The organism is Bombella dulcis, from assembly GCF_026385505.1.
GTDB classification, from domain to species: Bacteria; Pseudomonadota; Alphaproteobacteria; order Acetobacterales; family Acetobacteraceae; genus Bombella; species Bombella dulcis.
In genome coordinates this window covers 128,414-154,915 of sequence record NZ_JANIDV010000001.1, presented here as the reverse complement: position 1 = coordinate 154,915, position 26,502 = coordinate 128,414, and the positions used below count along the sequence as shown (strand labels likewise).

Genomic DNA, 26,502 nt, shown 5'->3' with positions numbered 1-26,502 from the left:
TACGTTTTCCTCCGGACAGGCAGACGGAGGTCAAGGGGGGTAGTCCACTCCACCCGGATGGAATGGATGACATTTCAGGATGCGGCGGAGCGTCAGCCAGCCTCCCCGGAAGGGACCATGCCTGCGTATCGCTTCCTCTCCATAAACACTACAGCTTGGATGAAAACGGCACTGCCTACCCATGAGGGGACTCAGAAACATGCGGTAAAGCTTTATCAGCCCCAGCAGACAGGCAGAAAGCAGCCTGCTGACTGCGTTCACTCCGCCCCCGTCTCGAGAGCGTGGAGAACCTTGCGCACATCGTTTTTAAGAAGGGGGAAAGGCCGCTTCCGGGTTGCGGCACGCCCGATCAGGACAAGATCACCCGAGGAAGGACAGCCTTCCTCCTTCACCACCAGCCGGAGAGCCTCCCGCAGGCGGCGGCGTGTACGGTTGCGTATGACGGAATTACCGACCTTCTTGGTCACGGTAAAACCGGCCCGTACCGCCATGTCCCCCTGCCCCGGCAGCACCTGGCCGATCAGCCCGGGAGACACGACCTTATGGCCCTTGCGGGCCACACGCAGAAACTGCGACCGCTTCTGCAGGCGGTCAGGCTGTTTCATGCTCAGGCAGAGAGTTTCTTGCGGCCCTTGGCACGACGGTTTGCCAGCACGCGGCGACCACCAACAGTGGCAGAGCGTGTACGGAAACCGTGGCGACGCTTACGAACCAGACGGGAAGGCTGATATGTGCGCTTCATCTTTTCAATCCTCTAATCTTAACAACACGCCCCGCAAGGCCTGTATCAGAACAGGACGCACCCAGTAACGCCCCTCCACTCAGGGAGTGGCTTTTAAGGGGATGGCCCTGTCCTGTCAATCCTGCAATTCCATCTGGATGGCGCAGGACATGGGGTCTCCGCCCGTATGCCGTTCAGGCATCTTTCTTCTCGATCAGCTCGATCTTGTAACCATCCGGGTCCTGCACGAAGGCAATGACGATCCCCGTATTGCCCATCGGGCCAGCCTCACGGGTGACACGCCCGCCCCCCTGCCGGACCACGTCCACGGCGGCGGCGACATCACGCACGCCAACGGCAAAATGGCCGAAACCCGTCCCGTGGGTATAATCTTCGGTCTGGTCCCAGTTATAGGTGAGTTCGATCTCGGCCTCACCACGGGCATTGCCCTCATATCCGATATAGACCAGCGTGAAACGCCCCTCCGGCACTTCCAGACGGCGAAGCTCCTTCATCCCCAGAAGGCTGTAGAAGGCAAGACTGCGATCAAGGTCCCGCACACGGACCATTGTATGAAGATAAATGCTCATATGTCTTTCTTCCTTTTATAAAAAACGGAGTCCGGCTCCAATCCGTAAAGGAACAGCCCCAGACGATCCGCTTCTTTTATACAATGATCCGGCTCCATGACCAAGGTAAGCCGTGACGGGAATGCCACCCCCCGCAGCCCTGCCTCCGCTGCCTTCCGGACCGTGACCGGACCAATGGCAGGCATATCGGCACGCAGCTCCTGACCTGCCTTGGGCATCTTGACCAGAACGCCACCGGCCCCGTCCTGCCGCAGGCTGCCACAACGATGCAGCATGGCATCCGTCCCCTCAAGGGCTTCGACAGCCAGTGTCAGGCCATTCTGCACCACGCAGCCCTGCCCGATATCCAGTGGCCCCATGACGGACAGCACATGCACGGCGTGCCGTATGTCCGCCATCGCCTGATGGTCAGGAGCAATCCTTCCCCACGGGCCGCTTCTGTTCTGCGCCGTGCCAAGAAATTCATGCGCGCCCCGCACACGGAAGCCTTCTTCTTCCAGAAGCCGGACGATGGCGGCCAGCAGGCCGTCATCCCCCGCAAAAAGGGACCGTCCCAGCCTGGCAAGCAGACGCACGCCCTCCGCATCCGGCCTCAGGGACCGCCATGACGGCCTTAGGACTGGACCAATCAGCACAAGTTCACGGCACCCCTGTGCCCGCAATGTCTGAAGAATGGCCCCGGCCGCTGCCAGCCGGATCATTTCATGAGGATAGGGGGCCAGAAGAGCTTCATCAGCAAACCCCCTGAACCCTACAAGAAAAGGCTCCCGCCCCTCCTTCCGCAGCACGTCGGCAAGCTGGGCCGGAAGCGGCCCGCCACCAGCCAGAATCCCGACCCGTGCGGGCTGGCTCACCCTTCCACGTCCTTCTCGAAAGCTGCCCCCAGAACAGGACGTGTCAGGCCACGACGGCTGGGTTCCTCCATGAAACGGAGCATCTCCGCCACACGCCCGACATGACCATAACGCTGGCGGACCTGTTCCATCCGTTCCCCCAGAAGGGCTTCACCCTTGCTGGAACGGGGATACAGTTCCCGGAACGCCAGACGCATCTGCTGTATCTCGCTGGCATCCACACCGGACCGTTTGAGACCAATCCAGTTCAGCCCCACCAGTCTGGCCCGGTTGCCCAGAACACTGCCATAGGGGATGACGTCCATCTCCACACCGCACAGGCCGCCGACCACGGCTCCCCGACCGATGCGGACAAACTGATGCAGGGCGGCTGATCCCATGATCCGGGCATGATCCCCGATCATCACATGGCCACCCATCACGACATTATTGACGATGATGACCCCGTCCCCCACGACGCAGTCATGGGCAACATGGGCATTGGCCATGAGCAGGCAGTCCCGGCCAATGCGGGTCTCGCCTGTTCCCTGTGCCGTGCCCCGATGGATGGTCACATTCTCACGCACCACCGTTCTGGCACCGACATGGCAGCGGGTCGGCTCACCCGCATATTTCAGATCCTGAGGAGGATAGCCGACGGTCGAGAAGGGATAGACCTCCACCCCTTCCTCAAGAACCGTCTGTCCGTCAATCATGACGGACGCATGAAGCCGGACATTGTCACCCAGCCGGACATCCGGCCCGACCACACACCAGGGACCAATCTGCACCCCTCTGCCGAGAGACGCCCGTGGGTCCACAAGAGCCATCGGATGAATCCCGGTCTTTCCAGGGTGCTGTCCCGGTTCTGGCATCAGGTTCAGTCCACAATCATGGCACTGAAGGTAGCTTCCGCAACCACAACCCCGTCAACCTTCACAACCCCACGGAATTTCCAGACCGTCCCGCGGGAACGCTCCTTGCTGACATGGATGCGCAGCTGGTCCCCCGGCCCGACCGGGCGACGGAACTTGGCATTTTCCACCGTCATGAAATAGACCAGCTTGCCCTCAAAGGCCTTGCCCAATGTCAGCACGACAAGCGTAGCCGCCGTCTGTGCCATGGCCTCGACGATAAGCACTCCCGGCATGACCGGCCGTGCTGGAAAATGCCCCTGAAAGAAAGGCTCATTGACTGTCACATTCTTGACGCCAACAGCAGATTCCGCCGCCTTGATTTCCTCCATGCGATCCAGCAGAAGGAAAGGATAGCGATGAGGAATCGCCTTCATGATCTGCATCACATCTACGCTCTCAGGCACCTGATGTGTCTGCTCAGCAGCATCTCCCACTTATCTCATCTCCCAGCTTTTTTTCGACAGAACGCAACCAGCCGCTTGTCCCAGAGGGGGAAGCGGCCAATGCAGCACCTTTTACCAAAAAAATCCCACAATACCAATCTCGCATGTCCTATCTGCGAGAAAGCCTTCGCAATGTTGCAACATTCCTGAAAAATTCCCGGAAAGGCATAGCCGGACTGCCAATGACATCCGCTCCGGCCTCAACATCATTCATCACGCCACACTGTGCCCCGATGCGGGCCTTGCGCCCGACATGGATGTGCCCGATCAGTCCGGCCTGGGCGGCAATCGTCACGAAATCCTCAATCTCGGTGGACCCCGAAACCCCCGCCTGCGACACCACAATGCAGCACCGTCCCAGACGGGCATTGTGACCGATCTGCACCAGATTATCGATGCGGGTCCCCGCTCCGATGAGCGTATCCCGCATGGAACCACGATCAATGGTCGAATTGGCCCCGACTTCCACGCCATCCTCCAGAATGACACGGCCGAGCTGGGGCACGCTCTCAAACCCGTCCGGTCCAACCGCAAAACCGAACCCATCCTGGCCGATCCGTACCCCCGGATAGAGGATGACACGTTCCCCCAGAAGAGCATGGCTGAGTGTCACGTGAGATCCGATCCGGCATCCGCTCCCCAGAACGACATGATCCCCCAGCGTGGCATGGGCACCAATGACACAGCCATCACCGATCTGTGCTCCATCACCAATGACAGCAAAGGGACCTATTTCCACCTGCTCGCCAATGATGACATTCTCACCAATGACGGCCGTCGGATGCCGCTTTGCCCGTGCAGGCGGCACAGGGTGGAAAAGACGGGCCACACGGGACCACGCCAGATACGGGTCCCGGCTGACGAGAGCCGTGCAACCCTCCGGCACCCTGTCTGCAAAAGCTGGCCCCAGAATGACGGCCCCTGCCCCGGTCTCTTTCAGCAGGGGCAGATAACGGCGGTTGTCCAGAAAGGAGACATGCTGCGGACCAGCCGCATGGAGCGGAGCCACGCCTTCAAACAGCGTGTCCGTTCCAGCATTACCCCTTGCCTCAGCCCCGGCCGCTTCAGCAAGACGCTCCAGCGTGAAAGGGCCGGAACGTGCAAAGAAACGGGAATCCCCGGGGAGCTGGTCCGCCACCATCATCAGTGTCCTTACTGCTGACGGCGCAGGACAGAATCCTGAGGCTGCGGCTGCGCCGCCGGAGCTTCAGCCGGCTGCGTCGTGGCCTGATTCATCAGGCGTTCCTCATCAGCCGTCGTGGGCATCTTGCCGGACTTCGCCAGGGCTTCCGGGTCCACCCCGTCACCGGGGATGAAGACGTGCGGCAGAACCTTGTTCAGCAGGTCAGCCACTTCTTCCGTGATGTCCTGTCCATCAACATGCAGGACAGCCTGTTCGGCATGAAGTACCAGATTCATGCCATGCGCCCCTGCCACCCGGGCAATGATTCCGTCACGCTGTTCCAGCACACGCTCGATCTGATGGAAGGCCACCTGATAGGCTTCCTGAATGATACGGGCCTGGTTGCTGAAATCACGCTGGTCCCTGGCACGACGCTCCTGAAGATGACGGACACGGAGCTGGAGCTGGTCGGATGTCAGGGTGCGGGCCTGCACCTGAAGCTTCTGCTGCTCCTCACGCCAGGCCGCTTCTTCCTTCTGCACGACACGGGCCAGACGGTCACGCCGCTCACCCAGAACCTGCTGCATCTCCTGCGCTGCGGTGGAAAGCTGCATCACGCCCTGCACGCTGATCAGCCCCATCACCACAGCCGGGGGGGCATTTTCCTTCGGCACGACCGGAGATGCCGGAACAGGCGGCAGAGGCAGGACCGGTGGAACCTGCTGGCCTTCACCTTCCGCCGCACCATCACCTTCATCCACCCCGCCCATGTCGGGCATGGCAGCCGGAGCCGGGGCCGCCGCTGGAGCCGCATGATGATGCGGAGCTGCTGCCGGAGCCGCAGGCTGGGACGCCTTCGGCACGAACCATGCCCCGTTGCTGTCATTACTGTCAGCTGCCACGGACTGCGCAACGGGCATGAAAGCCAGGGCACTTACGGCCATCAGGGACCAGGGAAATGAAAAACGTGACATGAAAAACCTCTTTATGAAAATGAAAACGGTCCACCTCATGCCGATCCCGACAGGAACCGCAGGCGATGAACCGTACGTTCTCAGAACTGCTGGCCAAACCCAAAGCGGACCGGATACAGACGGTCTCCATGCTCACGATGGATCGGCACGGCACCATCAATATTGACGAGACCGAACGGACTCTTCCACGAAATACCAAGACCGCCAGAAACACGGGGCGTCATGGTGCTGCCACCAATCGGCGTATAATACGGGTCGTTCCAGTTACGGTAATGGTTGCGGTCCTTCACACGCTTGCCGGACAGACTACCGGCATCGATGAAGCCACGCCCTGAAATGCCAAGACTGTCACCCATCGGCAGCGGGAAGTTCAGCTGGATGGAGGCCGTGTACATGAAGGTACCACCGATCAGGTCTTCCTGTCCGGCACCCGGGCAATATCCATTACGGGCCTGACCCAGTGGCGTGTTGGCCGCACCGCTATGACAGGGAGCCTTGTAATGGCTGCTTCGTGGCCCGACACCACCCTGCAGGAAGCCGCGCAGGTTCTGTCCACCAAGATAGAAGTTGTCGACGATGTTGCGGTCGCCGTTGGAACTCCAGTCATGCATGTAACCGACACCGCCCTTGAACTGGAAACCCCAGCTGTGGCTGCCCGTCAGATCATCCAGCGGCAGGTAGTAACTGCCATTGGCCTTGACGCGGTAATATTTCTCATTGCCGCCCAGACCGGCAAAATCACCCCCGGCACTGAGGACATAACCGGAACGTGGGTTCATGCGGTTGTCACGGCGGTCATAGGTGATGTTCGTGCCGATCTGTGACAGGAGGGACCAGCCCGCCGCATCACGCACATAGACGGACGGCGTGTCATCTTCCCAGCCCGGATACTGTGACCCCGGCACGCCATTCCCGACGTGACGGTCCACGACCGTATAGGTCCAGGACTGGGACAGGTACCGGTTATAGGCATAACCCAGACGGACGGACGCACCGTACTGGCCTTCATTATAGCTCTGGTAGGTCTGGTAATTGTTCTGGATCGTGTAAATGTCGAACCCGGCAACGAAGTTGCGCCCGAGGAAATACGGGTCCGTCACGGACAGGTCAGCCTGCTTTTCATAATAGGCGACCGTACCGGAGAACCCGGCATCAATCCCCGTACCCAGAAGGTTGTGCTGCTTCAGGCCGAGGTTACCCATGATACCGGCATCGGTCGAGTAACCACCACCGAGGGAGAACTCACCCGTCGGCTTCTCCACCACATTGGCAGTGACATTGACCTTGTCCGGAGACGAACCCTGCGACTGCTCCACGCCCGTGCTGCTAAAATACCCCATGTCCTGAAGGGCCAGCTTGGAATATTTGCGATTAAAGGGCGTATAGGCGTCACCTTCAACCATCGGAAGGTTGCGCCGGATCACATGGTCACGGGTGATCGTGTTCCCGTTGATGTCGATGCGCTCAACATAGACATGCGGCCCTTCGATGATGTCGAAGAGCAGGTCAACGACCTTCTTTTCCGGGTTACGGGCAATTTCAGGGCGGACCATCGCGAAAGGATGACCATTGGCCTGAAGCCATTCCTGCATGTCCGTGGCGTTGTCCTGCACCGCCGTACCGTCATAATACTGGTTCTTATAGACTTCGAGATGCCGCTTCATCGTGTCTGCCGTGACATGATGAACGTTGGAGCGCACACCGATCTTGCCCAAGCGATAGCGGGGGCCTTCATGGATGGTGTACGTCACATAGAAGCTCTTATGGTCCGGTGAAAGCTCACCGGTCGCATCGATCATGTGGAAATCCACAAAACCGCTATGCAGATAGAAGCGTCTCAGAAGCTCCGCATCATAGCGGATACGCTCCGGATTATACTCATCCGAGGAGGAGAAGAAGCGGTACCAAGCATGTTCCTTGGACGACACGACATGGGACAGGGCCGCTTCACTGAAACTGTCATTCCCGACAAAAGCAATCTTTCGGACCAATGTCTGCTGGGACTCATTGATGTTAAAAATCACGTCAACACGGTTGTGAGACAGGCGGATGACCTGCGGCACCACCGTGGCCCCGTAACGGGCGCGCGCCGCATACATGTTCAGGATTTTCTGACGGTCCACGGCCACGGTCTGTGACGAGAATACAGCACGGGTCCGCAGGCTGATCTCTTTCATCAGGTCTTTATCTTTAATGGCATGGTTACCCTCAAAGACAATACGGTTCACCACCGGGTTTTCCGTTAAATTGACAAAAAGCGTGCTGCCTTCACGTTTCAATGTCACATCCCGGAATAGCCCCGTGGCATAGAGGGTCTTCAATGAACGGTTCAGAGCATCACGGTCGAAACTGTCACCCGGCTGGACCACCATGTACGAAAGGACAGTACTGGTCTCGATCCGGGTATTGCCACGCACTTCGATAGACTGGATCATACTGCCTGAGGAAAGATGATCCCTGTCCGCAGAACGCCGGGCATGATGAATGCTGCGACCCTGCTGGGATGCTGCCTCTGTTGCACAAAGCAAGATCGGTGCCGTACAGACAGAAGCCAGCAGAGCCAGTCGAACGGCCATAGGCCGGAACCTTTTCGTACGCAATCCTGACAAAACCGGTATTCCTCGTCCCAAATTTCCACGAACAGCCATCACGCCGCATCCCGTGCCCCGAACGCCCGGACAGCGCACACGCACAGGCGCATCAGACAGAGTCCCACGCAGCGTCACACCAAAGAAGACGCCTGTCTCAGTTATATACTCTACCCTAGAAGGTCTTTTCCATCATTGGAGGGGGAAAGATCAACCCCCATGTGCAAACAACCAGTGAAAAACTCCCAACCCTCTGAGATCATTCACCGTCGAGAAGATGAAAAGTGCAGCGACCAGAAACAGCCCCGCCTGAAGCGCATAACCCTGCGTCCGCTCCGAGAGGGGACGCCCCCGGATGGCCTCACAGGCATAGAACAGGAGATGCCCCCCATCCAGCATGGGTACGGGGAACAGATTCAGCAGGCCAAGATTGAGTGACAGAAGGGCCACGAACCCCAGCGCACTGGCCACGCCATAATCCACGGCCTGGCCGGACATGTGAATGATGCCGATGGTCCCGGAAAGCTGACGGGCACTCCGCTGCCCGGTGATGATCTGCCATATGCCTTCCAGCATGTTGCCGCACATGTCCCATGTCTGGCCGATGGCTGCCGGAACTGCCTTATAGACCGGCAGTGGCGCACTGTGACTGACAGCAAAACCGACCCCCAGACGGCCCACGTCATGGCCACCCTGCTGGATGCGGTCCAGCGTGACGGGCAGCTCCCCGGCCTGGCCTTTCCGCAGGAAACCGATCTTCATGACCTCTCCCGGATGGGCCGCAACCTGCGCCTGGATGTCCCCGATGCTGAGAATGTGATGCCCGTTCAGACGCTGGATTTCATCCCCGACCTGCAGCCCGGCTTTCATGGCAGCTCCATCCGGTGCCAGCGTACCGATGTCGGGCCGTGCCTCCGGCCTGCCGAAACAGGAAAGCAGCACCACGAACAGCAGGATGGTCAGCAGGAAATTGAAGACCGGCCCCGCCACCGTCACGATGGCCCGTGACAGGACAGACTTCCGGTTGAAGGCATTCTCGTCACCTTCTTCCCGGGGCGCATCGGGGCGGTTCTCAAAGCCATGCAGCTTGACGTACCCGCCCAGGGGCAGAAGGCTGATCTGCCAGCGTGTTCCTGCCCTGTCCTTCCATGATGTCAGGGCAGGCCCGAACCCGATGGAGAACACGGTCACCTGCACCCCACGCCAGCGGGCTGCCAGATAATGCCCCAGCTCATGAATGAAAACGACGATCCCGAAAACGACCAGACCGGCAATGATACTCTGAAGACTATGCATGATCAGCCATCCGTTTCATCTGGGTCCGGGCCAGCTCACGGCCCATCTCATCCCAATGGTAAACATCTTCCAGTGAGATCGGCACAGGATTTTCAGGCATGGCCTGAAGGCTGGCGTCAATCAGCTCACCAATGCCCAGGAAGCGGATTTTCCCGGCGAGGAAGGCTTCCACGGCAATCTCGTTGGCCGCAGAGAACACGGTCGGTGCCACGCCCCCCGCCCGCAGGACCTGACGGGCCAGACGCAGGGGAATGAAACGCTCTTCATCCACCGCCTCGAACTCCATCCGTCCCAGCTTCACGAAATCCAGACGTTCACATTTCGTCTGCATCCTCGTCGGAGAGGCCAGCGTGTGGGCAATGGGAATCCGCATGTCGGCCGTACCCATCTGGGCCACGAAACTGCCATCACGGAAACAGACCATGCCATGCACGACGGACTGCGGATGCACCAGCACGTCAATCTGATGCTCCGGCAGGTCGAACAGGCGGGCCGCCTCGATGACTTCCAGCCCCTTGTTGGCCATGGAAGCGGAATCAATCGTGATTTTGGCCCCCATGGACCATGTGGGATGCTTCAGGGCCTGTTCAGGGGTTGCCTTCGCCATCTCCTCCTTCGTGGAACGGCGGAACGGGCCACCGGAAGCCGTCAGGACGATCTTCTCCACGAGGGACATGTCCGCCCCACCAAGTGACTGCACGATCGCATTATGCTCGGAATCCACGGGCAGCAGTTCCGCTCCGGCATCCCGTACGGCTTCCAGCATGACGTTCCCGGCACAGACAAGAGCCTCCTTGTTGGCCAGTGCCACCTGGTGCCCGTTCCGGACGGCCTCCAGCGTGGGGGCCAGACCAGCCGCACCCGTGATGGCCGCCATCGTCCAGTCCGCTTCCAGCGCGCCCGCCTCGATGACAGCCTGACGGCCTGCTGCCACCTTCACACCGGTACCGGCAAGACGCTCCTTCAGCTCTTCATAATGCTGCTCGTCATTCAGGACAGCCAGCTCAGCATTCAGCTCACGGGCCTGCTCGGCCAGAAGGACAGCATTCCTGCCCCCCACAAGGGCACGCACCTGAATGGAATCCGCCTGCTGTTTCAGCAGATCGACGGTCGAAACACCGATGCTGCCCGTACTGCCGAGCACGCTGATCCGCCGACGCTCAGAACCTTCCCCCATGAACTACCTCTCCCTGATGATTTCAACATGATACGTGATGGCGGGTCCGCCTCATAGCAGAACCATAGCAGAGACCGCCGCTTCAGAGTAATGATTAACGAAAGAGCTGCCAGAACGGCCCGCTTCCGGCCATCAGGGCCAGAGCTGCCGCAACGGGTGCTGCCAGCAGGAGAGCGTCCAGCCTGTCCAGCAGCCCCCCATGCCCCGGAATGAGCCGCCCGGAATCCTTGACGCCCAGCCACCGCTTGAAAGCACTTTCCAGCAGGTCCCCGATCTGGGCCGCCACAGCCAGGATGCCACCCGTCACACAGGCGGAAACGGACCAGCCATGACCGGACCAGTACCCGATCCCCCCCCCGAGAATCACCGCCCCTGCAACTCCCCCCAGGGAGCCGGAAATGGTCTTGCCCGGTGAAATGGCCGGAGCCAGTTTCGGCCCACCGATCAGCCGCCCTGCCGCATAGGCACAGCTGTCACTGGCAATGACAGCAAAAATGACGAAAAATGTTTCGTAAAGCCCTTCCGGCCGCCCCCGTAGCCAGAGCAGGGAAAAACCACCCAACATAGCCACCAGAACCGGACCGCAGGTCCGCCTGCCAAACAGGACACCAGACGCCAGAAGGTAAAAAGCCGGAAACCACTGCCCCTTGATGGCTATCAGGCCACCACAGACCGGCCAGAACAGAAGCAGCAGGCCCCGCAGGCCCTTCATCGGCTGGCCAAGCAGGGTTTCCCCTTCCCAGACGATTCCGACCATGACGAGCAGGACAAGTGCCCGGTAGGCCCAGCCACCGAACCACAGGCACAGCACGACCACCGGCACGATCACAAGGCTAGACAGGATACGCTTCTGGAGTTCTGTCATTCCGGCCGCCCCCCAAAACGCCGCTGACGACGCATGTAACGCCGCATGGCCTCGGCGAAATCTTTTTCACCAAAGTCCGGCCAGAGTACATCAAGAAATATCAGTTCTGCATAGGCTGACTGCCAGAGCAGGAAATTGGACAGGCGGCTCTCCCCGCTCGTCCTCATGACGAGGTCAGGGTCAGGCACATCATGCGTCTGAAGAACACTGGCAAACATGGCCTCGTCAATATCCCGCGGATCCAGCGTACCAGCCCGCACCCGCTCCGCCAGATGGCGGGCACCCTCTGCAATCTCGGCCCGGCCACCATAGGAAAGAGCCAGCGAAAGGGTCAGACGTGTGTTCTGCCGGGTCTTTTCTTCAGCACGGCGCAGCTCCCGACAGAAAGACTCCCCGAAGCGTTCGGGTTCACCGATGATGCGCAGACGGACCCCCTGCGCATCCAGCTCCCTGAAACGGTGCCTCAGATAAAACTGCATCAGCCCCGTCAGGTCGCTGATCTCTTCACCGGAACGCCGCCAGTTTTCTGAAGAAAACGCATAGAGTGTCAGATAGTCCACTCCATGCTCCATCGCCGCACGGACACAACGCTGCACGGCCTCACCGCCTGCACGGTGCCCCTGCACGACCGGCACGCCCCGTGCCCTGGCCCAGCGTCCGTTGCCATCCATGATGACGGCAACATGACGTGGCAGCGTCCCGGCCGGGAAAGAAGAAGGACGAAACTCCGACAAGGTTCTTGCGATCAGACCTGCTTGATGTCGCGCTCTTTGTCAGCCAGCATGGTATCCACATGCTCGATGTAACGGTCTGTCAGCTTCTGGACAGCGGCTGCCCAGGCCTTTGCATCGTCCTGGCTGAGATCACCTTTTTTCTCCAGCCCCTTTGTCGTATCCATGCCGTCGCGACGGACGCTGCGCACGGCCACACGTCCCCCCTCGGCATAGCGGGCAGCAGCCTTGGCCATCTCGTTACGGCGTTCTTCCGTCAGCTGCGGAATGGGCACACGGATGGTCTGCCCCTCGGTGGCTGGGTTCAGACCCAGCCCACTGTCACGGATGGCCTTCTCCACGGAAGAGACGGCACTGGCATCCCAGACGGACACTGTCAGCATCCGGGCTTCCGGCACGGCAACGGACCCGACCTGAGAGAGCGGCACCACGGAGCCATAGATTTCCACACGCACCGGCTCCAGCAGGTTCGGGCTGGCACGGCCGGAACGCAGACCGGAAAGGTCACGGCGCAGGCTGTCCAGGGCACCTTCCATGCGGCGTTTCAGATCATCAAGCAGGTCGTTCAGTTCTGTGTTCATGGCAAATCATTCCTCAATAATCAGTTCTGCTCGCCAGCCAGTGCAAAAGGCTGACCGGCATGACGGCCTTCAACGTTTTCCGTAACGTTCTTTCAGCTCTCGACAATCCGGGTGAAGCGTCCTTCACCCCTCATTGCCGCAGCAAAAGCCCCCGGCGCATGCATGTTGAAAACGATGATCGGCAGCTCATTCTCCCGGGCGAGGCTGATGGCGGCCGCATCCATGACCTTCAGATTACGGGCCAGCGCATCCATGTAGGTCAGCTGTTCATAACGTTCAGCATTCGGGTTGAGACGGGGATCCTCGGAATAGACGCCATCAACCTGCGTCCCCTTGAAGAGCGCATCACACTCCATCTCGCTCGCCCGCAGGGCAGCCGCCGTATCCGTCGTGAAGAACGGATTGCCCGTACCGGCAGCAAAAATGACCACACGGCCCTTCTCCATATGCCGGACGGCCCGACGGCGGATGTAAGGCTCGGCAATGGACGCCATATGAATGGCCGTCATCACACGGGTTTCCACATTGCGCTTCTCCAGCGCATTCTGGAGCATCAGCGCATTGATGACCGTGGCCAGCATCCCGGCATAGTCACCCTGCACACGGTCCATCCCCTTCGCTGCGGCTGCCAGTCCCCGGAAGATGTTTCCCCCACCGACGACAAGACAGACCTGACCGCCCATGGAGGCCACATCAGCAATGTCCGCCGCCACCATGTCCACCATCTCCGGGTCCACGCCCGCAGTCCCCTTGCCCATCAGTGCCTCACCGGACACTTTGAGGAGGACCCGTTTATAGGGGAAGTTCGGCTCTTGGGGGGCGGTGCTCATGGTCGTACCAGCTCTCTGGTTGATGATGTCCTGAAATCTGTCTGCTCCCTCATACAGAGCCATCCCCGCATGAACAAGCGAAACTCGTGCGCCTCAGCCATAATCCGCAAGGCCGAGGGCACGCAGACGGGCCGTCTCCTTGTCCCATGCCGCCCGCTCCTTCACATTGAGAAAAAGATGGCAGGGCGCATCCAGAAGCCCTTCCAGCTGCTTCCGTGCCCTCATGCCGATTTCCCGGATGCGCTGCCCCCGCTCTCCGATGAGAATGGCCTTGTGGCCCGCCCGTGAGACATAGATCGTCACGTCAATGCGGATGGAGCCATCCTTGCGTGTCTTGAAGGATTCCGTCTCCACCGTGGCGTGATAGGGAATTTCCTCATGCGTCTGGAGGAAGACCTGCTCCCGCACGATCTCGGCGGCAAGGAGACGGTCCGGCAGGTCTGTCAGGTCATCCTCAGGATAATGATAGGGGCCGACGGGAACAGCCCTGGACAGCCCGTCCAGCAGACCGTCCACGCCTTCACCGGAGCGGGCACTGACCATGTAGACTTCTTCCACGGGCAGAAGGTCCGTGATGGCCTTTGTCAGAGGCAGAAGCTGATCACGCTGGATGAGGTCCGTCTTGTTCAGCACCAGCCAGACAGGGCGTTTCCCTTCCCTGAGCTTTTCAATGATCTCCCTGATCTCATCCGTCAGGCCGATACGACTGTCTATCAGTAGAAGGGTCAGGTCAGCATCCTGAGAGCCGCTCCATGCCGCATTGACCATGGCCCGGTCCAGACGGCGGCGGGGCCTGAAAATGCCCGGCAGATCCACGAACACGATCTGCGCCACATCCCTCATGACAATGCCCAGCGTGCGGAAGCGTGTCGTCTGTGCCTTGGGGCTGACAATGGACAGTTTCGCCCCGGCCATACGGTTCAACAGGGTGGACTTGCCTGCATTAGGTGCCCCGACAAGAGCCACGAACCCACAGCGTGTTTCCCCGCCCATGGCGGTCTTTTCTGTATCCTCAGGCACGTTCTGTCTCCTGCCCTATCTTTTTCAGCAGATCCGTTGCCGCTGCACTTTCAGCCAGCCGCTTGCTGCCCGCACGCCCAACACCCGCCTGCCCCAGGGCACGTACTACCACACAGAAAATCGGCGCATGGGACGGACCATCGGACGATGTCAGTTCATAATGTGGCAGAGCTTCGCCACGCCCCAGCAGGAACTCCTGAAGCAGTGTTTTCGGCTCCTTGTGAGGCTGGCCACTCTTCTCGATGTCCCGATCCCAGAGGCGGCGGACCACATGGCGGGCCGGGTCCAGTCCCGCATCCAGATAGAGTGCCCCCAGCAGAGCTTCCATCGCATCTGCCTGGACACTGGCCAGCACCCGGATGCCCGCACTTTCCTCATGCTGGGCAATCTGTATCGCCCCGGAAAGACCGATCTTCCCGGCGATGCGGGCCAGCACCGGGCGGGATACCAGATGGGCATGACGGGCACCAAGGGCACCCTCCTGTTCCTCCGGATAACGCTCGAAAAGCCACTCGGCCATCAGCAGGCCAAGCACTCGGTCCCCCACAAATTCCAGACGCTCATTCGACCCCTGCCCCCGTGGGGGCTTCGCCGCCTGACGGCCCTTCTGGTTGCCCCGGTTACGCCCCTGCCGTCTGGGCACGGCGGAACGGTGCGTCAGGGCCTCATGAAGAAGCGCAGGGTCGGAGAAGCGATGTTCCAGCTTTGCCTCGACATGGAGGACAGCCTCATCACGTGTCATCATCAGTCGATACCATGCAGGAAACGGCCCCAGCGGATTTCCACGGGCCAATACCAGAACTGCCATGTCGGGTGACGCATGTCGACCGAGAACAGCACGATTTGCGCACGCCCGACAAGATTATCAATCGGCACGAAACCAAGATCATGCCCGCCACTGTCCGTCAGATAATCATTCCCGGCGGGCACGGCACAGGTGCCGCTTTCATGCCCCCCCTGGAAACGGCTGTCGGAACTGTCATCCCGGTCATCCCCCATGGCAAAGAAGCAGCCTCTGGGGACGGTATATTCAGGCGTATTGTTGGCCAGATCATCATTCCGCATTTTCAGGATGTCATGGGCAATGACCTTCCCGTCCTCACGGGGCAGCATTTCCCTGTAACGTGTCCCGGACAGGCGGTAACCCCGCTCGTCCACCACGCTGTAATGCCCTTTATCCACCCGTGGCACTTCCTGGCCATTGATGAAAAGATGCCCCTGCTCCATGCGGACACGGTCCCCCGGCAGGCCGACAATCCGCTTGATGTAATCAATCGACGTATCCTTGGTGAAACGGAACACCGCCACGTCACCACGATGTGGTGCAGACGCAAAGAACCGTCCTGAAATGAAGGACGGCGAGAACGGGAAGGAATAGCGGGAATACCCGTAACTCATCTTGGACACCGCCACGAAATCCCCGACCTGGAGGGTCGGGATCATGGAAGCCGAAGGAATGTTGAACGGCTCGACCAGCAGTGAGCGCACGGCGACAACCAGAACAAGCCACAGCAGAACCTGCCTAATGGAGGCTCCGAGACTTTCCTGCTTGTCTGTCTGTTCTGGCTGTCTGTCTTCGCTCATGGTCCCCGTCATCCTGTTCTGGCACCTTCCCTTCCAGCAAAGGCACCTTTTCCATACCCCCTGCCATAGCCTGACTGGGCCGCCGGGTCATGCATTAATTATGGTCCGGAAATATGTCAGGCCATGCCCCTAGAGGGCAAGAGCCTGTATCAGCACCTGTGCCATGGCCATCGGCGGGTCATCACTCATGCTCAGCAGAAGCTCGGCCCTGTGGCCCGCCGGTATGCGTGCCTCCAGAAGACGGGCCGCCTCACCGGAAAGGCTGAGTACGGGAGCACCCAGATGGTTGCGCCCCACGGAAATCTCCCGGAGCTGCACCCCCTGGGCAAAGCCGGTTCCCAGTGCCTTGGCACAGGCTTCCTTCGCCGCCCAGCGTTTGGCACAAGCCCCGGCACGGGCCGCTCCCTTCAGGCCCTGCACATAATCCTGCTCCTCCGGCGTGAAGACACGGTCCAGAAAGGCGTCGCCATGCCGTACCAGTGCCCGCTCGATCCGCCCGATGACGCAGAGATCAACCCCAATCCCCAGAATCATGCGGGTTATCCCTTTGTCCGTTCGGCCTGCAATACGCCCTTCTCAGCGCGGAAACCGGCAAGCACCGTAGCCAGGTGCCCTTTGCTGCGCACCTCAAGGTCCACCAGAATCTCCATGAAATCAAGCTGCCGGTTCACGATGCGCAGATTGACCACGCTGGCCTCGTGCCGTGTCGCAAGATTGGTCAGTGCCGCCAGAACGGCCGGGTCATTCCCGGCCACGACGGAAAGACGGGCCGTATAGCGGGGCGCATCCCGCCCTGTCCGCCCCATGGCCTCCTCGCTCCATGAAATTTCAAGGAACCGCTCGGGCATGTCCGCAAACATGCTGAGATTGTGGCATTTGCGCCGGTGCACGGTCACACCCTTGCCCTGCGCAATGATGCCCACGATCCGGTCCCCCGGCAATGGGCGGCAGCAGCCTGCAAAATGGAGTTCAATCCCCCGGCCGACGCCATTGACCAGTGTACCCTCATAGCTGGTGGTCCGTCTGGCTGGCAGGGGCCTCTGGTCCAGCCGCTCCTCCAGCCGGGGCGACAGGCCGGGCACGATCCGGGGCACCTGCCCCTGACGGGACAGCTCCGGATAGGCAGCCCTCACGACATCCTGCGGGTCCAGCTGTCCGGCACCAACACTGCCATACAGGTCATCAAGACTGTTCTGTTTCAGCGTGCCGAGGATGGATTCCAGCACCTTCTCGGACCCGTCCACGCCCTTCTGGCGGAAAGCACGGGCCACGGCTCCACGACCATTCTCAACATTGTTCTGCCGCTGCTGAAGGGCCACGAAACGCCGCACACGGGCACGGGCCTTCCCCGTGACGACAAAACGCTCCCATGAAGGCGACGGCGTGCCCCCACGGGCCGTCATGATATCAATCTGGTCGCCATTCTCCAGAACATGCTTCAGCGGAACAAGGCGACCATTGACCTTGGCTCCCACGCACCGGTCCCCGACCTGACTATGCACAGCATAGGCAAAATCCACCGGCGTGGCCCCACGGGGCAGGGAAATGAGCTGCCCCTTGGGCGTGAAGCAGAAGACCTGATCCTGGTAGAGTTCAAGCTTCGTATTCTCCAGGAACTCATCCGGCTCCTGACTGTCCTCCAAAATGTCCAGAAGATCCTGCACCCAGCGCAACTTGCGGGTATAGGCCCCGAATGTTTCTGAAAGGACAGCCGTTTCCCGCTCGCTGGGACTGGTGCCATTCTTGTAGCTCCAGTGCGAGGCGACACCATTCTCGGCCAGATCGTGCATTTCTAGCGTGCGTATCTGCACCTCGATCTTCTGGCTGTGCGGACGGTAAAGCGTCACTCCCGTATGCAGGGACTGATAACCGTTCGTCTTGGGGGTGGAAATGTAATCCTTGAAGCGTCCGGCAATCATGGGATAGGCCCCATGAACCGCCCCCAGAGCGGCGTAGCAGGCCTCCCGTGTCGGCACGAGAATACGGAAGGCCATGATGTCCGAAAGCTGCTCGAAGGCAACATTCCGCCGCTTCATCTTTTCCCAGATGGAGTAAGGCGATTTCTCCCGCCCGATGACGGTCGCTCCCTCCACTCCGGCTTCCTTGCAGAGCGTGGTCAGTTCGCAGCGTATCTGCTCGATCATGTCCGCGCCCTGGCCACGCAGATAATTCAGCCGTGCCCGGATGGTCGCATCAGCTTCCGGCTCCAGATTGACGAAAGCAATGTCCTGCAATTCCGTCTTCACCCGGTCCATGCCGATACGCTCGGCCAGTGGAGCGTAAATATCCAGCGTTTCCCGTGCGATGCGCTGGCGGCGGTCCGTCCGCTGGACATAATGGAGCGTCCGCATGTTGTGCAGCCGGTCCGCCAGCTTGACGATCAGCACCCGGATATCCCGTGACATGGCCAGAACCAGCTTACGGAAATTTTCCGCCTGCTTGGTCCTGTCGGACTGGAGTTCCAGACGTGTCAGCTTGGTCACGCCATCCACGATGGCGGCAACATCCCTGCCGAAACGCTGCCCCAGCATGTCCAGAGAAATGCTCGTGTCTTCTACGGTATCATGCAGGAACCCCACCATAATGGAGGCCGGGTCCATGCGGAACCCTGCCAGAATATTGGCAACGGCAATGGGGTGGGTGATGTAGGGGTCGCCATTGTCGCGGCACTGGCCCTCATGTGCCCTGGCCGCCAGATCATAGGCCTCTTCTATCCGGGCAAGATCGGCATGGGGATCATACCGCCTGATCCGCTCCAGCAGCCCGCTGATGGACGGGTGGAAATCCTGTGCAGGTTGTGGCTCCACGGCACCGGCCACCGCCTCCTGCACGGGAGCGGTGGAAAGCAGTGTATCATCAGCCATGACCCAGGCCCCCCATCTCTACTGATGGAAGAGCCTGTACCTGCCTGCCATCGGGCGGCAGAAGGCCCGACCCTTCCTCAGGGCACATGCCTCACGTCCAAAAGTCAGCGGCGTCCCCGGCCGGAGCCGACCTCATCAGCTGCCATGTTGGCAGCTTCCTCTTCTGCAGACACATCCTGAAGGCCGAAAATGTTCTGATCCGTCGGGATGAGGTCCATCACTTCCTCATCGGAAGGCTCAACTTCAGGCTGGTTGCTCATGGAGCGGACAATGCCGTTCTTCAGCCCTTCAAGACTGACATGGTCCTCGGCGATCTCACGCAGGGCGACGACGGTATTCTTGTCGTTATCCCGTGAAACCTGCATCTCCTCCCCACGGGACAGACCACGGGCACGCTGGGCGGCCAGCAGCACCAGGTCAAAACGGTTCGGAACCTTCTCGATGCAGTCCTCTACGGTCACACGTGCCATAAAACCGGCTCTCCCCACTCACATGCTGAAACGGCCCGCACTCATCCGGGCTGGAACCAGCCTCCTGCACCGGCAGGACAGGCTCATCCCCTTATATCTCACAATCTTCCAGTATTATTATCACAACCCCCTTTATTGGCGCAACGCAAAGCTGTAAGAGGGAAGCCAAGAGGCTGTCCTGTCTTCTCCTTACGACAAGCCTTCCACCCTCAAATCTGGTAGACGCTACCATACATCATGGAGCCGGAATACAAGACACAAGAGGCGGCCCTGCCAGCAGAGTCATGGACCGCCCGAGACAAACAGGACGTTTCTTGACCCTCGTCTCCAAGAATATAATGTGAGCCATATGTCCAATCTTCTTCTACGTAAAAATGATCGCACGTCACTTTTCATCAACGGGGCCAGCCTTCATCACGCCGCACGCAATCTGGGGTTCGAGGTCGACTTCCTCGCCCTGCGGGACCTCTTCGAACAGCAGTGCTCCTTCCAGCGTGCCTTCTATTACGCTGCCATGCCGGAGACTGAAGACTATTCCCCCCTCCGCCCGCTGACAGACTGGCTGGCCTATAATGGTTACCATCTGGTTACCAAAACGGCACGGGAATTCACTAACCAGTCCGGGCAGCGTCGAGTCAAGGGAAACATGAATGTCGAACTGGCCGTTGACCTGATCGAGCAGGCCCCCCGGCTGGATCACATCGTGATCATCAGTGGTGATTCCGACCTGCGCCGTGCGGTGGAGGCTGTCCAGTCCCGTGGTGTCCGTGTCACGGTCATTTCATCCGTCAAGACGACCCCACCCATGATCGGTGATGACCTGCGCCGCCAGACGGACCACTTCGTGGAACTGGCTGACATTGCCCATCATTTCACCCGCCGCAATGCAGACAACCGGTCCCGTCCTCCCATCCGCCACCCAGCTGATGCAGATGATTATGATGATGAGGAATGATCCTCTCTCCTTCACCCCGCTCCGGCGGGGTTTTTTATTGCCTGCCCGGCATCACGCTTCTGCCATGCCTCTTTAATCCCACCCCATGCCGGACCATCTCCCTGAACGGAGCCACTGAACTGGAAAAGGAATCCGCCCATGTCATCCATCAGGACCATCGGTTTTATCGGTTACGGGGCCATGGCCTCCCTCATGGGGCGCAACCTGATCCAGGCGGGTCATGATGTCGTCGCCTATACACCATCAGGCCGAAGCAACGGAGCAGAAGCCGATGTGCCCATGCTGGCCTCGCCCCGCCTCGTGGCGGAAAAAAGTGACGCCATCATTCTCTGCGTCCCGAATGATGAGGCCGAAAACAGGACACTTCATGGGGAAGATGGCCTTCTGGCCGGACTGCGTCATAGCCAGCTGGTGCTGGATACATCCACCGTCTCTCCTGAACAGGCCGATCACCTCGCAGCCCTCCTGAAGGAACGGGGCGTTGCCGTGCTGGATACCCCCATGTCCGGCAGCACACCGGAAGCGGAGAAAGGTGCCCTCATCATGCTGGTGGGCGGCCCCGAGGACACGGTGGAACGTGCCCGCCCCATACTGGACTGCATCGGCCGCATCACCATCCATGCAGGCCCCGCCGGAAGTGCGGCCCGGCTGAAACTGGTCGTCAATGGCATCATGGGCGGCACACTGAACATCATTGCCGAAGGGATCGCCTATGGTCTGGCTTCCGGCGTGGAACGTGATGTCCTGTTTGATGCCCTTCAGGAACTGGCCGTCATCAGCCCTCACCACAAACGCAAGATCGGCATGGGCCAGGAACGGAACTTCCCCTCCCAGTTTCCCACCCGCCTGATGAGCAAGGACATGGGCCTGCTGCTGGAGGCAGGTCGCCGCTGTGGTGTCCCGATGCATGGCATGGCTGCCGCCTCCCAGAATCTGGCCTTCTCCAGTCGTCATCATGCTGATGACGATTACTCCGCCCTGATTGCACAGATGGAACAGAACATCGCCAACCGCTGAGCATCGTCTGGCAGGTCCGTCCTGTATTTTGGACCATTTTACTCTTTTTTTAAGAGAGACGCCCCCGCACACCTTGACGTTGCCGCTCCGCAACCATAGCTAAAGAGGGTCATGAATGGGCAGGGGGACACTCCCTGCCCCTCATATGTTAAGGAAGATTCACATGGCTTTTGAACTCCCAAAACTCCCCTATGCCGAAAACGCACTGGCCGATGCTGGCATGTGCCAGGAAACACTGGAACTGCACCACGGCAAGCATCATCAGGCCTATGTCACGGCCCTGAACGGTTTTGTCGAGAGCAAGCCGGAGCTGGCCGGCAAGGCCCTTGAGGAGATCATCGCCCTCTCCCACGCTGATTCCTCCCTGGCACCGGTCTTCAACAATGCCGGCCAGCACTGGAATCACTGTGTCTTCTGGAACTGCCTCTCCCCCAAGGGCGGCAAGGTTCCCGGTGCGCTGGAAAAAAAACTGACTGAAGACTTTGGCTCCGTCGATGCCTTCAAGGCTGCGTTCAAGCAGGCTGCCACGACGCAGTTCGGGTCCGGCTGGGCATGGCTGGTTCTGGGGGCCAATGGCAAGCTGAAGGTCACCAAGACAGCCAACGCCGCCAACCCGCTCTCCGAGGATGAAGGCCGTACGCTGCTGGGTCTGGATGTGTGGGAGCATTCCTACTATCTGGACTTCCGCAACCGCCGCCCGGATTACGTTACCAACTTCCTCGACCGTCTCGCCAATTACGAATACGCCGAGAGCCGCCTGAAGGGTGCCTGATCTTCCGGTCAGCTGCACATGAGAAAAGCCCCGCCACGACTGAACGTGACGGGGCTTTTTTTTCAGGTCGGCACAAAACGTGCTGCAACCCTCACATCATGAATCGTTGGCGACCCTGTCTTCACGAGACAGGACATTCGTGATGGTGCTGCGGATGATCTTCACCTTCACGCCCGGTGCAATCTCCACATCCACTTCCTGAGAATCATCACGGGTATTCTGCACCGTCCCCAAGATGCCACCTGCCGTCACGATCCGGTCACCACGACGCAGACCATTCTGCTCCTCACGCAGCTGACGCTGACGCTTCTGCTGCGGACGGATGAGCAGAAAATAGAAAACAATGAAAACCAGAACGATCGGAGCATACTGCATCAGGGCTGCCGAATTGAAAGCACCGCCACCCGTGCCGGCATCGGCAGCATAAGCCGTGGAGAAAAGAAGATTGTTCATGGGTAATTTTGGTTCCATCTTTGTGGGATACTCCCGGGACCATATCGTTCCGGGGTTTCACGTCAAGTTCATTATGGAAGAAGACCATGCCCACGACCGCCATCATCCCTCTCCTGACCCGCATCGCCGACAGTCTGGAGCGCATGGCTCCTCCTCCCGCAGACCCCGCCATGCTGGATGACCTCACGCAGGATACCTTCCTCTGGCAGGGGACAGATGGCCGCCTGCTGCCCATCCCTCGGATGCAGGCCGTCCCACTTGACCTACTGAAGGGCATTGACCGGCAGATAAAACAGGTCATGGGCAATACACGCTTCTTCGCTCACGGGCTGGCTGCCAATAATGTCATGCTCTGGGGAGCAAGGGGCATGGGCAAGTCCTCGCTCGTCAAGGCCTGTCTGATGGCCGTCAATGGAGAACAGCGCAGCAGGAACCAGCCTCCTCTGGCCCTGATCGAGATTCCACGGGATGATCTCAGCACCCTGCCGCAGCTTCTGGCCCTTCTGCGCCGCAGCACCCGCCGGGTCATCCTTTTCTGTGATGACCTTTCCTTCGAGACGCAGGATGCTGATTACAAATCCCTGAAATCCGTCCTTGATGGCGGCATTGCCGGACGGCCGGACAATGTGCTGGTCTATGCCACCTCCAACCGCCGCCATCTCATGCCGCAGACCATGATCGAGAATGAATCAGGCGACGCCATCAATCCGGGTGAGGCCATTGAAGAAAAAGTCTCCCTCTCCGACCGGTTCGGGCTGTGGATCGGCCTGTATGGCGCATCCCAGCCCCATTATCTGAGCATCATTGACGCCTATGCAGCAGACCGGAAACTGCCCATCGCCAAGGAGGAACTGCACCGCCGTGCGCTGCAATGGTCCATCCAGCGGGGCAGCCGCTCCGGCCGGGTGGCCTCCCAGTTCATCACCGCCCTGAGTGCCGAACTGGCTGAAGAAGCCCGCTGAAACAAAAAACGGCCCGCCTGGAACCAGAGCGGGCCGTTTCTTTTCCAGACCTTCAGCGATCAGAACGCTGCGCTGATCGTGCCGAAATATTCCCGTGTCGCACCCCGCTCCAAAGACTGATAATCTCCCACGGGTGGGTTGTTGTTCTCACCCATCATGGCGATGTATTTGTTGTTGAACAGGTTATAGACATTGAAGCTGACCGTCAGGTCCCGCACGCCAGCCAGTTTCCGGAACGTATAATTCACCCCCGTATTGGCCAGCCAGTAGCTGCCAATAGAGGTATCATTCATGAAGCTGTAATAACGCTTTCCGAAATAATTGGCATCGAAATGCGCATTCAGCCCATGCCATGTATAGGAAATGGAGGTCTTGTACATCCATGCCGGGTAGTTGACGATGTTCTTGCCCTTCAGCGGGTAATAATTCCCGGCACTGGAGGTCACGTCACGGTCATAAGTGCCCTTGTTGTAACTGAGCGTGTTGGTGATGACCAGGCCCGGCAACGGGCGGATGGACACGCTGCCATTGGCCCCCGTCATGGAAATGCGTCCGAAATCAAACTCTTCAGAGATCGGATTGAACATTGTTCCCCGTGCACCCGCCAGAAGCTCGTGCATCAGGGTGGAGTGATAGACCGTGGCATCCAGCTGGACGATGGAAGACGTGAAGCGGTAGCCCCCCATATAGGTCCAGGCACGGGCAGGCTTGGTCTGTGCCTTCTGCCGCAGGAATTCCTGCTGGTTGGGCACGGAGAAGAGCGAGTTGGCAACACCCGTGCCGGAAACCTCATAAGCCCGCATGTTCTTGGACACGTCGATATAGAACTCGTTCTGCCGGTTCAGTCGCCAGTCCAGATTGAAATGTGGCAGGAAAGCCCCCGTGGCATGGAGCGAGCCAGACGGCAGTCCCCCGGCATCCAGAGCCGCCCATGAATCATCATTCTCATGCCCGCCACCGGATGTCTGGGAAATCAGGGAGCGGAAACCTGCCGTAAGGGTCAGCCCCCTGCGGATGGTGTAAGTATCCTGAAGATGGGTCTGCACCACATTGGTCCGCCATCTGAAATTGTACACCCGGTCCGCTGGCCCATAGACACCATAAGGCCCGACCGCCTTGACGGGTGCACCCGCTCCCAGTTCCGGCTCCAGATAATTGTACAGCCCGGCGGTCTGGTTGTTATTCTCATACCAGACGCCCGTATCAATCCTGTGATGGCCCCAGCGGTAATCCAGACTGCTCGTGATGCCGAAACGCTGCTGGCTGTTCTTCCAGACCTCCTGATAGAGCGGCACGCCATTGGGCGTGGCAACCTGAAGGTCCGGGTCAGTCGAGGCCGCAGAGGCAGCTGCCGTGTAGCTGTAATTGCCGGACTGGGCATGGCCGTAAGCGGTCGTATGCCATGTCAGATGATCCGTCAGGGCAAGGTCAAGATTCAGCCCGCCAAGGAAGTTCGTTTCGTGCTGGCCACCATCATAATAGGGCATCTGGCAGGCATTCACCTGCCCGTTGGACCCCGGATAGGCCATGAAATTATCCGGGCTGTTATTGCACTGCTGCGCCCACTGATAGGCCTTCTTGTAATCCGGGTAGAGATGCGGCACACGCCAGCCCAGATTGTTGATCATCCCCAGTGAAAGGTCAGGGTAGTTCTGCTGCTGGAGGTCCGTCCAGTCGAAAAAGGCCGAGACCTTGCTGCGCTCACCAAGCGGCTGCACCAGCTTGGCATTGACCTGCTGGAGGAACTGGTCACCCTTCCCCTCCCACATGCCTTCATCCGTGCGAGCATAGGAAGTGTAGAATTTCGTGCCGGATTCGTTCAGACGGCCGGAATCGAACCGGGCATAGGTACGGTAAGACCCGTAACTGCCAAATGCCTGGCTGACCTTGCCACCCAGCCTGTCGGACGGATCGCTGGAGGTGAAACGGATGGTCCCGCCCAGCGTGTTGGTGGAGGCCACATCCACCCCTCCACCGCCCTGCGACATGGTCACGCTGCCAATATCATCAGGAATGATGGCCGAGGCGAGACTCAGACCATTGACGGACTGGTAGGTCTGATCATTCAGCGGGATGCCATCCAGCGTCACACCCAGCTGGTTCATGAAGAAGCCACGGACGTACAGATTGGCCCCGAAGCTGTCGATGCCGAACGGATCGGTGGAGGTGAAGCTCACACCCGGCATCCGGTCCAGGGCCTTGTAGGGACTGGTACCGGGAACGTACTCCTTCATCACGCTTTTGGGCACGACCAGTTCCGCCGCACGGCTGACATGCGAGGCATGAACGGAGAGGCTCTGCACACCATGTGCCGATACATATTTCGGCCTGCGATGACCGGCCTTCTTCACCGGCCCTGTGCTGGCACCAGCCGTGACAGTCTTCTGGACAGCTCCTTTATGGAGGCCCTTCCGCTGTGCTTCCGTAGCACGGCCATGCCATGCAGCAGCCTTCCCCGTTGCCCTGCTGGCAGAAGATGATGGAATTGATGATCGGGTCTGGGCAAAAGCGGCTCCGCTACCCATTCCCAAAAAAAGGGCAGCGGAAGACAGAAGAAGGTGGCGGCGCAATGCGTCTGGCACTCCCATTGGTCTCGGTACATAACAGAAAATCCATGACAAGGTTGTGTTCCTGTCAGGGCAGCTATCCATTCACGGTATGACGGACTACCTACCGGGCACACCCCTCCACAGCAAAGCTCCGAGTGGGTTTTTTAACTTTTCCTCTTCCTCCTGT

The 26,502-nt window shown here is 59.5% G+C and carries 29 protein-coding genes; 4 read left to right on the top strand and 25 right to left on the bottom strand.

Annotated elements, in window-relative coordinates:
- Nucleotides 1-30: 30 nt before the first annotated feature.
- The 22 genes from yidD to rpoZ all read right to left on the bottom strand — a co-directional run bounded on the left by yidD (nt 31) and on the right by rpoZ (nt 19,607).
- The gene (yidD, locus tag NQF87_RS00705) at nt 31-261 is read right to left on the bottom strand and encodes a membrane protein insertion efficiency factor YidD (RefSeq protein WP_266126512.1); all 231 of its coding nucleotides are present in this window, start codon (nt 259-261) and stop codon (nt 31-33) included.
- Nucleotides 258-605, bottom strand: a complete 348-nt coding sequence (gene rnpA / locus NQF87_RS00700; RefSeq protein ID WP_266126511.1) for a ribonuclease P protein component — start codon at nt 603-605, stop codon at nt 258-260. Before rnpA ends, yidD begins: the two co-directional genes overlap by 4 nt.
- Before the next feature lie 2 nt (nt 606-607).
- A complete protein-coding gene (rpmH, locus tag NQF87_RS00695) occupies nt 608-742 on the bottom strand; it encodes a 50S ribosomal protein L34 (RefSeq protein WP_018979184.1) in 135 nt (44 codons plus the stop codon).
- Between the two features lie 173 nt (nt 743-915).
- A complete protein-coding gene (gloA, locus tag NQF87_RS00690) occupies nt 916-1,311 on the bottom strand; it encodes a lactoylglutathione lyase (protein WP_266126510.1) in 396 nt (131 codons plus the stop codon).
- Complete coding sequence (locus NQF87_RS00685) at nt 1,308-2,165, bottom strand: LpxI family protein (protein ID WP_266126509.1); 858 nt, start codon at nt 2,163-2,165, stop codon at nt 1,308-1,310. The genes gloA and NQF87_RS00685 overlap by 4 nt, the downstream gene beginning before the upstream one ends.
- Complete coding sequence (gene lpxA / locus NQF87_RS00680) at nt 2,162-3,019, bottom strand: acyl-ACP--UDP-N-acetylglucosamine O-acyltransferase (protein ID WP_266126508.1); 858 nt, start codon at nt 3,017-3,019, stop codon at nt 2,162-2,164. Before lpxA ends, NQF87_RS00685 begins: the two co-directional genes overlap by 4 nt.
- A gap of 5 nt (nt 3,020-3,024) precedes the next feature.
- Complete coding sequence (gene fabZ / locus NQF87_RS00675) at nt 3,025-3,444, bottom strand: 3-hydroxyacyl-ACP dehydratase FabZ (protein ID WP_266127019.1); 420 nt, start codon at nt 3,442-3,444, stop codon at nt 3,025-3,027.
- A 169-nt stretch (nt 3,445-3,613) separates the two neighbouring features.
- A complete protein-coding gene (gene lpxD, locus NQF87_RS00670) occupies nt 3,614-4,648 on the bottom strand; it encodes a UDP-3-O-(3-hydroxymyristoyl)glucosamine N-acyltransferase (protein WP_266126507.1) in 1,035 nt (344 codons plus the stop codon).
- A gap of 8 nt (nt 4,649-4,656) precedes the next feature.
- Nucleotides 4,657-5,601 carry an OmpH family outer membrane protein gene (locus tag NQF87_RS00665; RefSeq protein WP_266126506.1) on the bottom strand — a complete coding sequence of 315 codons (945 nt, stop codon included), beginning with the start codon at nt 5,599-5,601 and terminating at the stop codon, nt 4,657-4,659.
- Nucleotides 5,602-5,681: 80 nt separating this feature from the next.
- Complete coding sequence (gene bamA / locus NQF87_RS00660; RefSeq protein WP_266126505.1) at nt 5,682-8,177, bottom strand: outer membrane protein assembly factor BamA; 2,496 nt, start codon at nt 8,175-8,177, stop codon at nt 5,682-5,684.
- A gap of 222 nt (nt 8,178-8,399) precedes the next feature.
- Nucleotides 8,400-9,485, bottom strand: coding sequence for an RIP metalloprotease RseP (gene rseP / locus NQF87_RS00655; RefSeq protein ID WP_266126504.1), 1,086 nt, complete (start codon nt 9,483-9,485; stop codon nt 8,400-8,402).
- A complete protein-coding gene (dxr, locus tag NQF87_RS00650) occupies nt 9,478-10,662 on the bottom strand; it encodes a 1-deoxy-D-xylulose-5-phosphate reductoisomerase (RefSeq protein WP_266126503.1) in 1,185 nt (394 codons plus the stop codon). Before dxr ends, rseP begins: the two co-directional genes overlap by 8 nt.
- 94 nt (nt 10,663-10,756) lie before the next feature.
- Nucleotides 10,757-11,527 (bottom strand): phosphatidate cytidylyltransferase, encoded by a 771-nt coding sequence (locus tag NQF87_RS00645; protein ID WP_266126502.1) that lies wholly within the window; start codon nt 11,525-11,527, stop codon nt 10,757-10,759.
- Complete coding sequence (uppS, locus tag NQF87_RS00640; RefSeq protein WP_266126501.1) at nt 11,524-12,261, bottom strand: polyprenyl diphosphate synthase; 738 nt, start codon at nt 12,259-12,261, stop codon at nt 11,524-11,526. The genes NQF87_RS00645 and uppS overlap by 4 nt, the downstream gene beginning before the upstream one ends.
- Nucleotides 12,262-12,272: 11 nt before the next feature.
- Nucleotides 12,273-12,839 carry a ribosome recycling factor gene (gene frr / locus NQF87_RS00635; RefSeq protein WP_266126500.1) on the bottom strand — a complete coding sequence of 189 codons (567 nt, stop codon included), beginning with the start codon at nt 12,837-12,839 and terminating at the stop codon, nt 12,273-12,275.
- Nucleotides 12,840-12,931: 92 nt separating this feature from the next.
- Complete coding sequence (pyrH, locus tag NQF87_RS00630; protein WP_266126499.1) at nt 12,932-13,669, bottom strand: UMP kinase; 738 nt, start codon at nt 13,667-13,669, stop codon at nt 12,932-12,934.
- A gap of 93 nt (nt 13,670-13,762) precedes the next feature.
- On the bottom strand, nt 13,763-14,662 hold the full coding sequence (gene era, locus NQF87_RS00625) for a GTPase Era (protein ID WP_266127018.1): 900 nt from the start codon (nt 14,660-14,662) through the stop codon (nt 13,763-13,765).
- Nucleotides 14,663-14,681: 19 nt separating this feature from the next.
- A complete protein-coding gene (gene rnc, locus NQF87_RS00620) occupies nt 14,682-15,431 on the bottom strand; it encodes a ribonuclease III (RefSeq protein WP_266127017.1) in 750 nt (249 codons plus the stop codon).
- Nucleotides 15,432-15,433: 2 nt separating this feature from the next.
- A complete protein-coding gene (lepB, locus tag NQF87_RS00615; protein WP_266126498.1) occupies nt 15,434-16,273 on the bottom strand; it encodes a signal peptidase I in 840 nt (279 codons plus the stop codon).
- 129 nt (nt 16,274-16,402) lie between these two features.
- Nucleotides 16,403-16,807 (bottom strand): holo-ACP synthase, encoded by a 405-nt coding sequence (gene acpS / locus NQF87_RS00610; protein ID WP_266126497.1) that lies wholly within the window; start codon nt 16,805-16,807, stop codon nt 16,403-16,405.
- Between the two features lie 5 nt (nt 16,808-16,812).
- Complete coding sequence (locus tag NQF87_RS00605; RefSeq protein ID WP_266126496.1) at nt 16,813-19,137, bottom strand: RelA/SpoT family protein; 2,325 nt, start codon at nt 19,135-19,137, stop codon at nt 16,813-16,815.
- A 104-nt stretch (nt 19,138-19,241) separates the two neighbouring features.
- On the bottom strand, nt 19,242-19,607 hold the full coding sequence (gene rpoZ, locus NQF87_RS00600) for a DNA-directed RNA polymerase subunit omega (protein WP_266126495.1): 366 nt from the start codon (nt 19,605-19,607) through the stop codon (nt 19,242-19,244).
- Nucleotides 19,608-19,956: 349 nt separating this feature from the next.
- Between rpoZ and NQF87_RS00595 the strand changes: the two genes are divergently transcribed.
- Complete coding sequence (locus NQF87_RS00595; RefSeq protein ID WP_182040291.1) at nt 19,957-20,562, top strand: LabA-like NYN domain-containing protein; 606 nt, start codon at nt 19,957-19,959, stop codon at nt 20,560-20,562.
- Between the two features lie 11 nt (nt 20,563-20,573).
- Here NQF87_RS00595 and NQF87_RS00590 read toward each other — a convergent pair whose 3' ends face one another.
- Nucleotides 20,574-20,702 (bottom strand): hypothetical protein, encoded by a 129-nt coding sequence (locus tag NQF87_RS00590; protein ID WP_266126494.1) that lies wholly within the window; start codon nt 20,700-20,702, stop codon nt 20,574-20,576.
- On the opposite strand from NQF87_RS00590, the gene NQF87_RS00585 reads away from it, so the two are divergent.
- Together NQF87_RS00585 and NQF87_RS00580 are read left to right on the top strand one after the other, a co-directional pair.
- Nucleotides 20,701-21,579 carry an NAD(P)-dependent oxidoreductase gene (locus NQF87_RS00585; protein ID WP_266126493.1) on the top strand — a complete coding sequence of 293 codons (879 nt, stop codon included), beginning with the start codon at nt 20,701-20,703 and terminating at the stop codon, nt 21,577-21,579. The genes NQF87_RS00590 and NQF87_RS00585 overlap by 2 nt on opposite strands.
- Before the next feature lie 163 nt (nt 21,580-21,742).
- On the top strand, nt 21,743-22,351 hold the full coding sequence (locus tag NQF87_RS00580; protein WP_266126492.1) for a superoxide dismutase: 609 nt from the start codon (nt 21,743-21,745) through the stop codon (nt 22,349-22,351).
- Nucleotides 22,352-22,447: 96 nt separating this feature from the next.
- On the opposite strand, the gene yajC is transcribed toward NQF87_RS00580, so the two are convergent.
- Complete coding sequence (yajC, locus tag NQF87_RS00575) at nt 22,448-22,804, bottom strand: preprotein translocase subunit YajC (RefSeq protein WP_266126491.1); 357 nt, start codon at nt 22,802-22,804, stop codon at nt 22,448-22,450.
- Nucleotides 22,805-22,890: 86 nt separating this feature from the next.
- Here yajC and NQF87_RS00570 point away from each other — a divergent pair, with 86 nt between their 5' ends.
- Entirely contained in the window at nt 22,891-23,766 is an 876-nt protein-coding gene (locus NQF87_RS00570; protein WP_266126490.1) for an ATP-binding protein, read from the top strand.
- 59 nt (nt 23,767-23,825) lie between these two features.
- Here NQF87_RS00570 and NQF87_RS00565 read toward each other — a convergent pair whose 3' ends face one another.
- Nucleotides 23,826-26,354, bottom strand: coding sequence for a TonB-dependent receptor (locus NQF87_RS00565; RefSeq protein WP_266126489.1), 2,529 nt, complete (start codon nt 26,352-26,354; stop codon nt 23,826-23,828).
- Nucleotides 26,355-26,502: the final 148 nt, after the last annotated feature.

Coding starts and splice junctions, on each gene's coding strand:
- lpxA (WP_266126508.1), bottom strand. CDS start 3,019: ATGCCAGAACCGGGACAGCACCCTGGAAAGACCGGGATTCATCCGATG.
- acpS (WP_266126497.1), bottom strand. CDS start 16,807: ATGATTCTGGGGATTGGGGTTGATCTCTGCGTCATCGGGCGGATCGAG.
- gloA (WP_266126510.1), bottom strand. CDS start 1,311: ATGAGCATTTATCTTCATACAATGGTCCGTGTGCGGGACCTTGATCGC.
- rnc (WP_266127017.1), bottom strand. CDS start 15,431: ATGACACGTGATGAGGCTGTCCTCCATGTCGAGGCAAAGCTGGAACAT.
- NQF87_RS00585 (WP_266126493.1), top strand. CDS start 20,701: ATGTCATCCATCAGGACCATCGGTTTTATCGGTTACGGGGCCATGGCC.
- fabZ (WP_266127019.1), bottom strand. CDS start 3,444: ATGCAGATCATGAAGGCGATTCCTCATCGCTATCCTTTCCTTCTGCTG.
- NQF87_RS00580 (WP_266126492.1), top strand. CDS start 21,743: ATGGCTTTTGAACTCCCAAAACTCCCCTATGCCGAAAACGCACTGGCC.
- bamA (WP_266126505.1), bottom strand. CDS start 8,177: ATGGCCGTTCGACTGGCTCTGCTGGCTTCTGTCTGTACGGCACCGATC.
- rpmH (WP_018979184.1), bottom strand. CDS start 742: ATGAAGCGCACATATCAGCCTTCCCGTCTGGTTCGTAAGCGTCGCCAC.
- NQF87_RS00605 (WP_266126496.1), bottom strand. CDS start 19,137: ATGGCTGATGATACACTGCTTTCCACCGCTCCCGTGCAGGAGGCGGTG.
- NQF87_RS00645 (WP_266126502.1), bottom strand. CDS start 11,527: ATGACAGAACTCCAGAAGCGTATCCTGTCTAGCCTTGTGATCGTGCCG.
- pyrH (WP_266126499.1), bottom strand. CDS start 13,669: ATGAGCACCGCCCCCCAAGAGCCGAACTTCCCCTATAAACGGGTCCTC.
- lepB (WP_266126498.1), bottom strand. CDS start 16,273: ATGAGCGAAGACAGACAGCCAGAACAGACAGACAAGCAGGAAAGTCTC.
- rseP (WP_266126504.1), bottom strand. CDS start 9,485: ATGCATAGTCTTCAGAGTATCATTGCCGGTCTGGTCGTTTTCGGGATC.
- dxr (WP_266126503.1), bottom strand. CDS start 10,662: ATGGGGGAAGGTTCTGAGCGTCGGCGGATCAGCGTGCTCGGCAGTACG.
- NQF87_RS00665 (WP_266126506.1), bottom strand. CDS start 5,601: ATGTCACGTTTTTCATTTCCCTGGTCCCTGATGGCCGTAAGTGCCCTG.
- NQF87_RS00590 (WP_266126494.1), bottom strand. CDS start 20,702: ATGGGCGGATTCCTTTTCCAGTTCAGTGGCTCCGTTCAGGGAGATGGT.
- NQF87_RS00565 (WP_266126489.1), bottom strand. CDS start 26,354: ATGGGAGTGCCAGACGCATTGCGCCGCCACCTTCTTCTGTCTTCCGCT.
- frr (WP_266126500.1), bottom strand. CDS start 12,839: ATGAACACAGAACTGAACGACCTGCTTGATGATCTGAAACGCCGCATG.
- era (WP_266127018.1), bottom strand. CDS start 14,662: ATGGGCGGGGAAACACGCTGTGGGTTCGTGGCTCTTGTCGGGGCACCT.
- NQF87_RS00570 (WP_266126490.1), top strand. CDS start 22,891: ATGCCCACGACCGCCATCATCCCTCTCCTGACCCGCATCGCCGACAGT.
- NQF87_RS00595 (WP_182040291.1), top strand. CDS start 19,957: ATGTCCAATCTTCTTCTACGTAAAAATGATCGCACGTCACTTTTCATC.
- lpxD (WP_266126507.1), bottom strand. CDS start 4,648: ATGATGGTGGCGGACCAGCTCCCCGGGGATTCCCGTTTCTTTGCACGT.
- rpoZ (WP_266126495.1), bottom strand. CDS start 19,607: ATGGCACGTGTGACCGTAGAGGACTGCATCGAGAAGGTTCCGAACCGT.
- rnpA (WP_266126511.1), bottom strand. CDS start 605: ATGAAACAGCCTGACCGCCTGCAGAAGCGGTCGCAGTTTCTGCGTGTG.
- yajC (WP_266126491.1), bottom strand. CDS start 22,804: ATGAACAATCTTCTTTTCTCCACGGCTTATGCTGCCGATGCCGGCACG.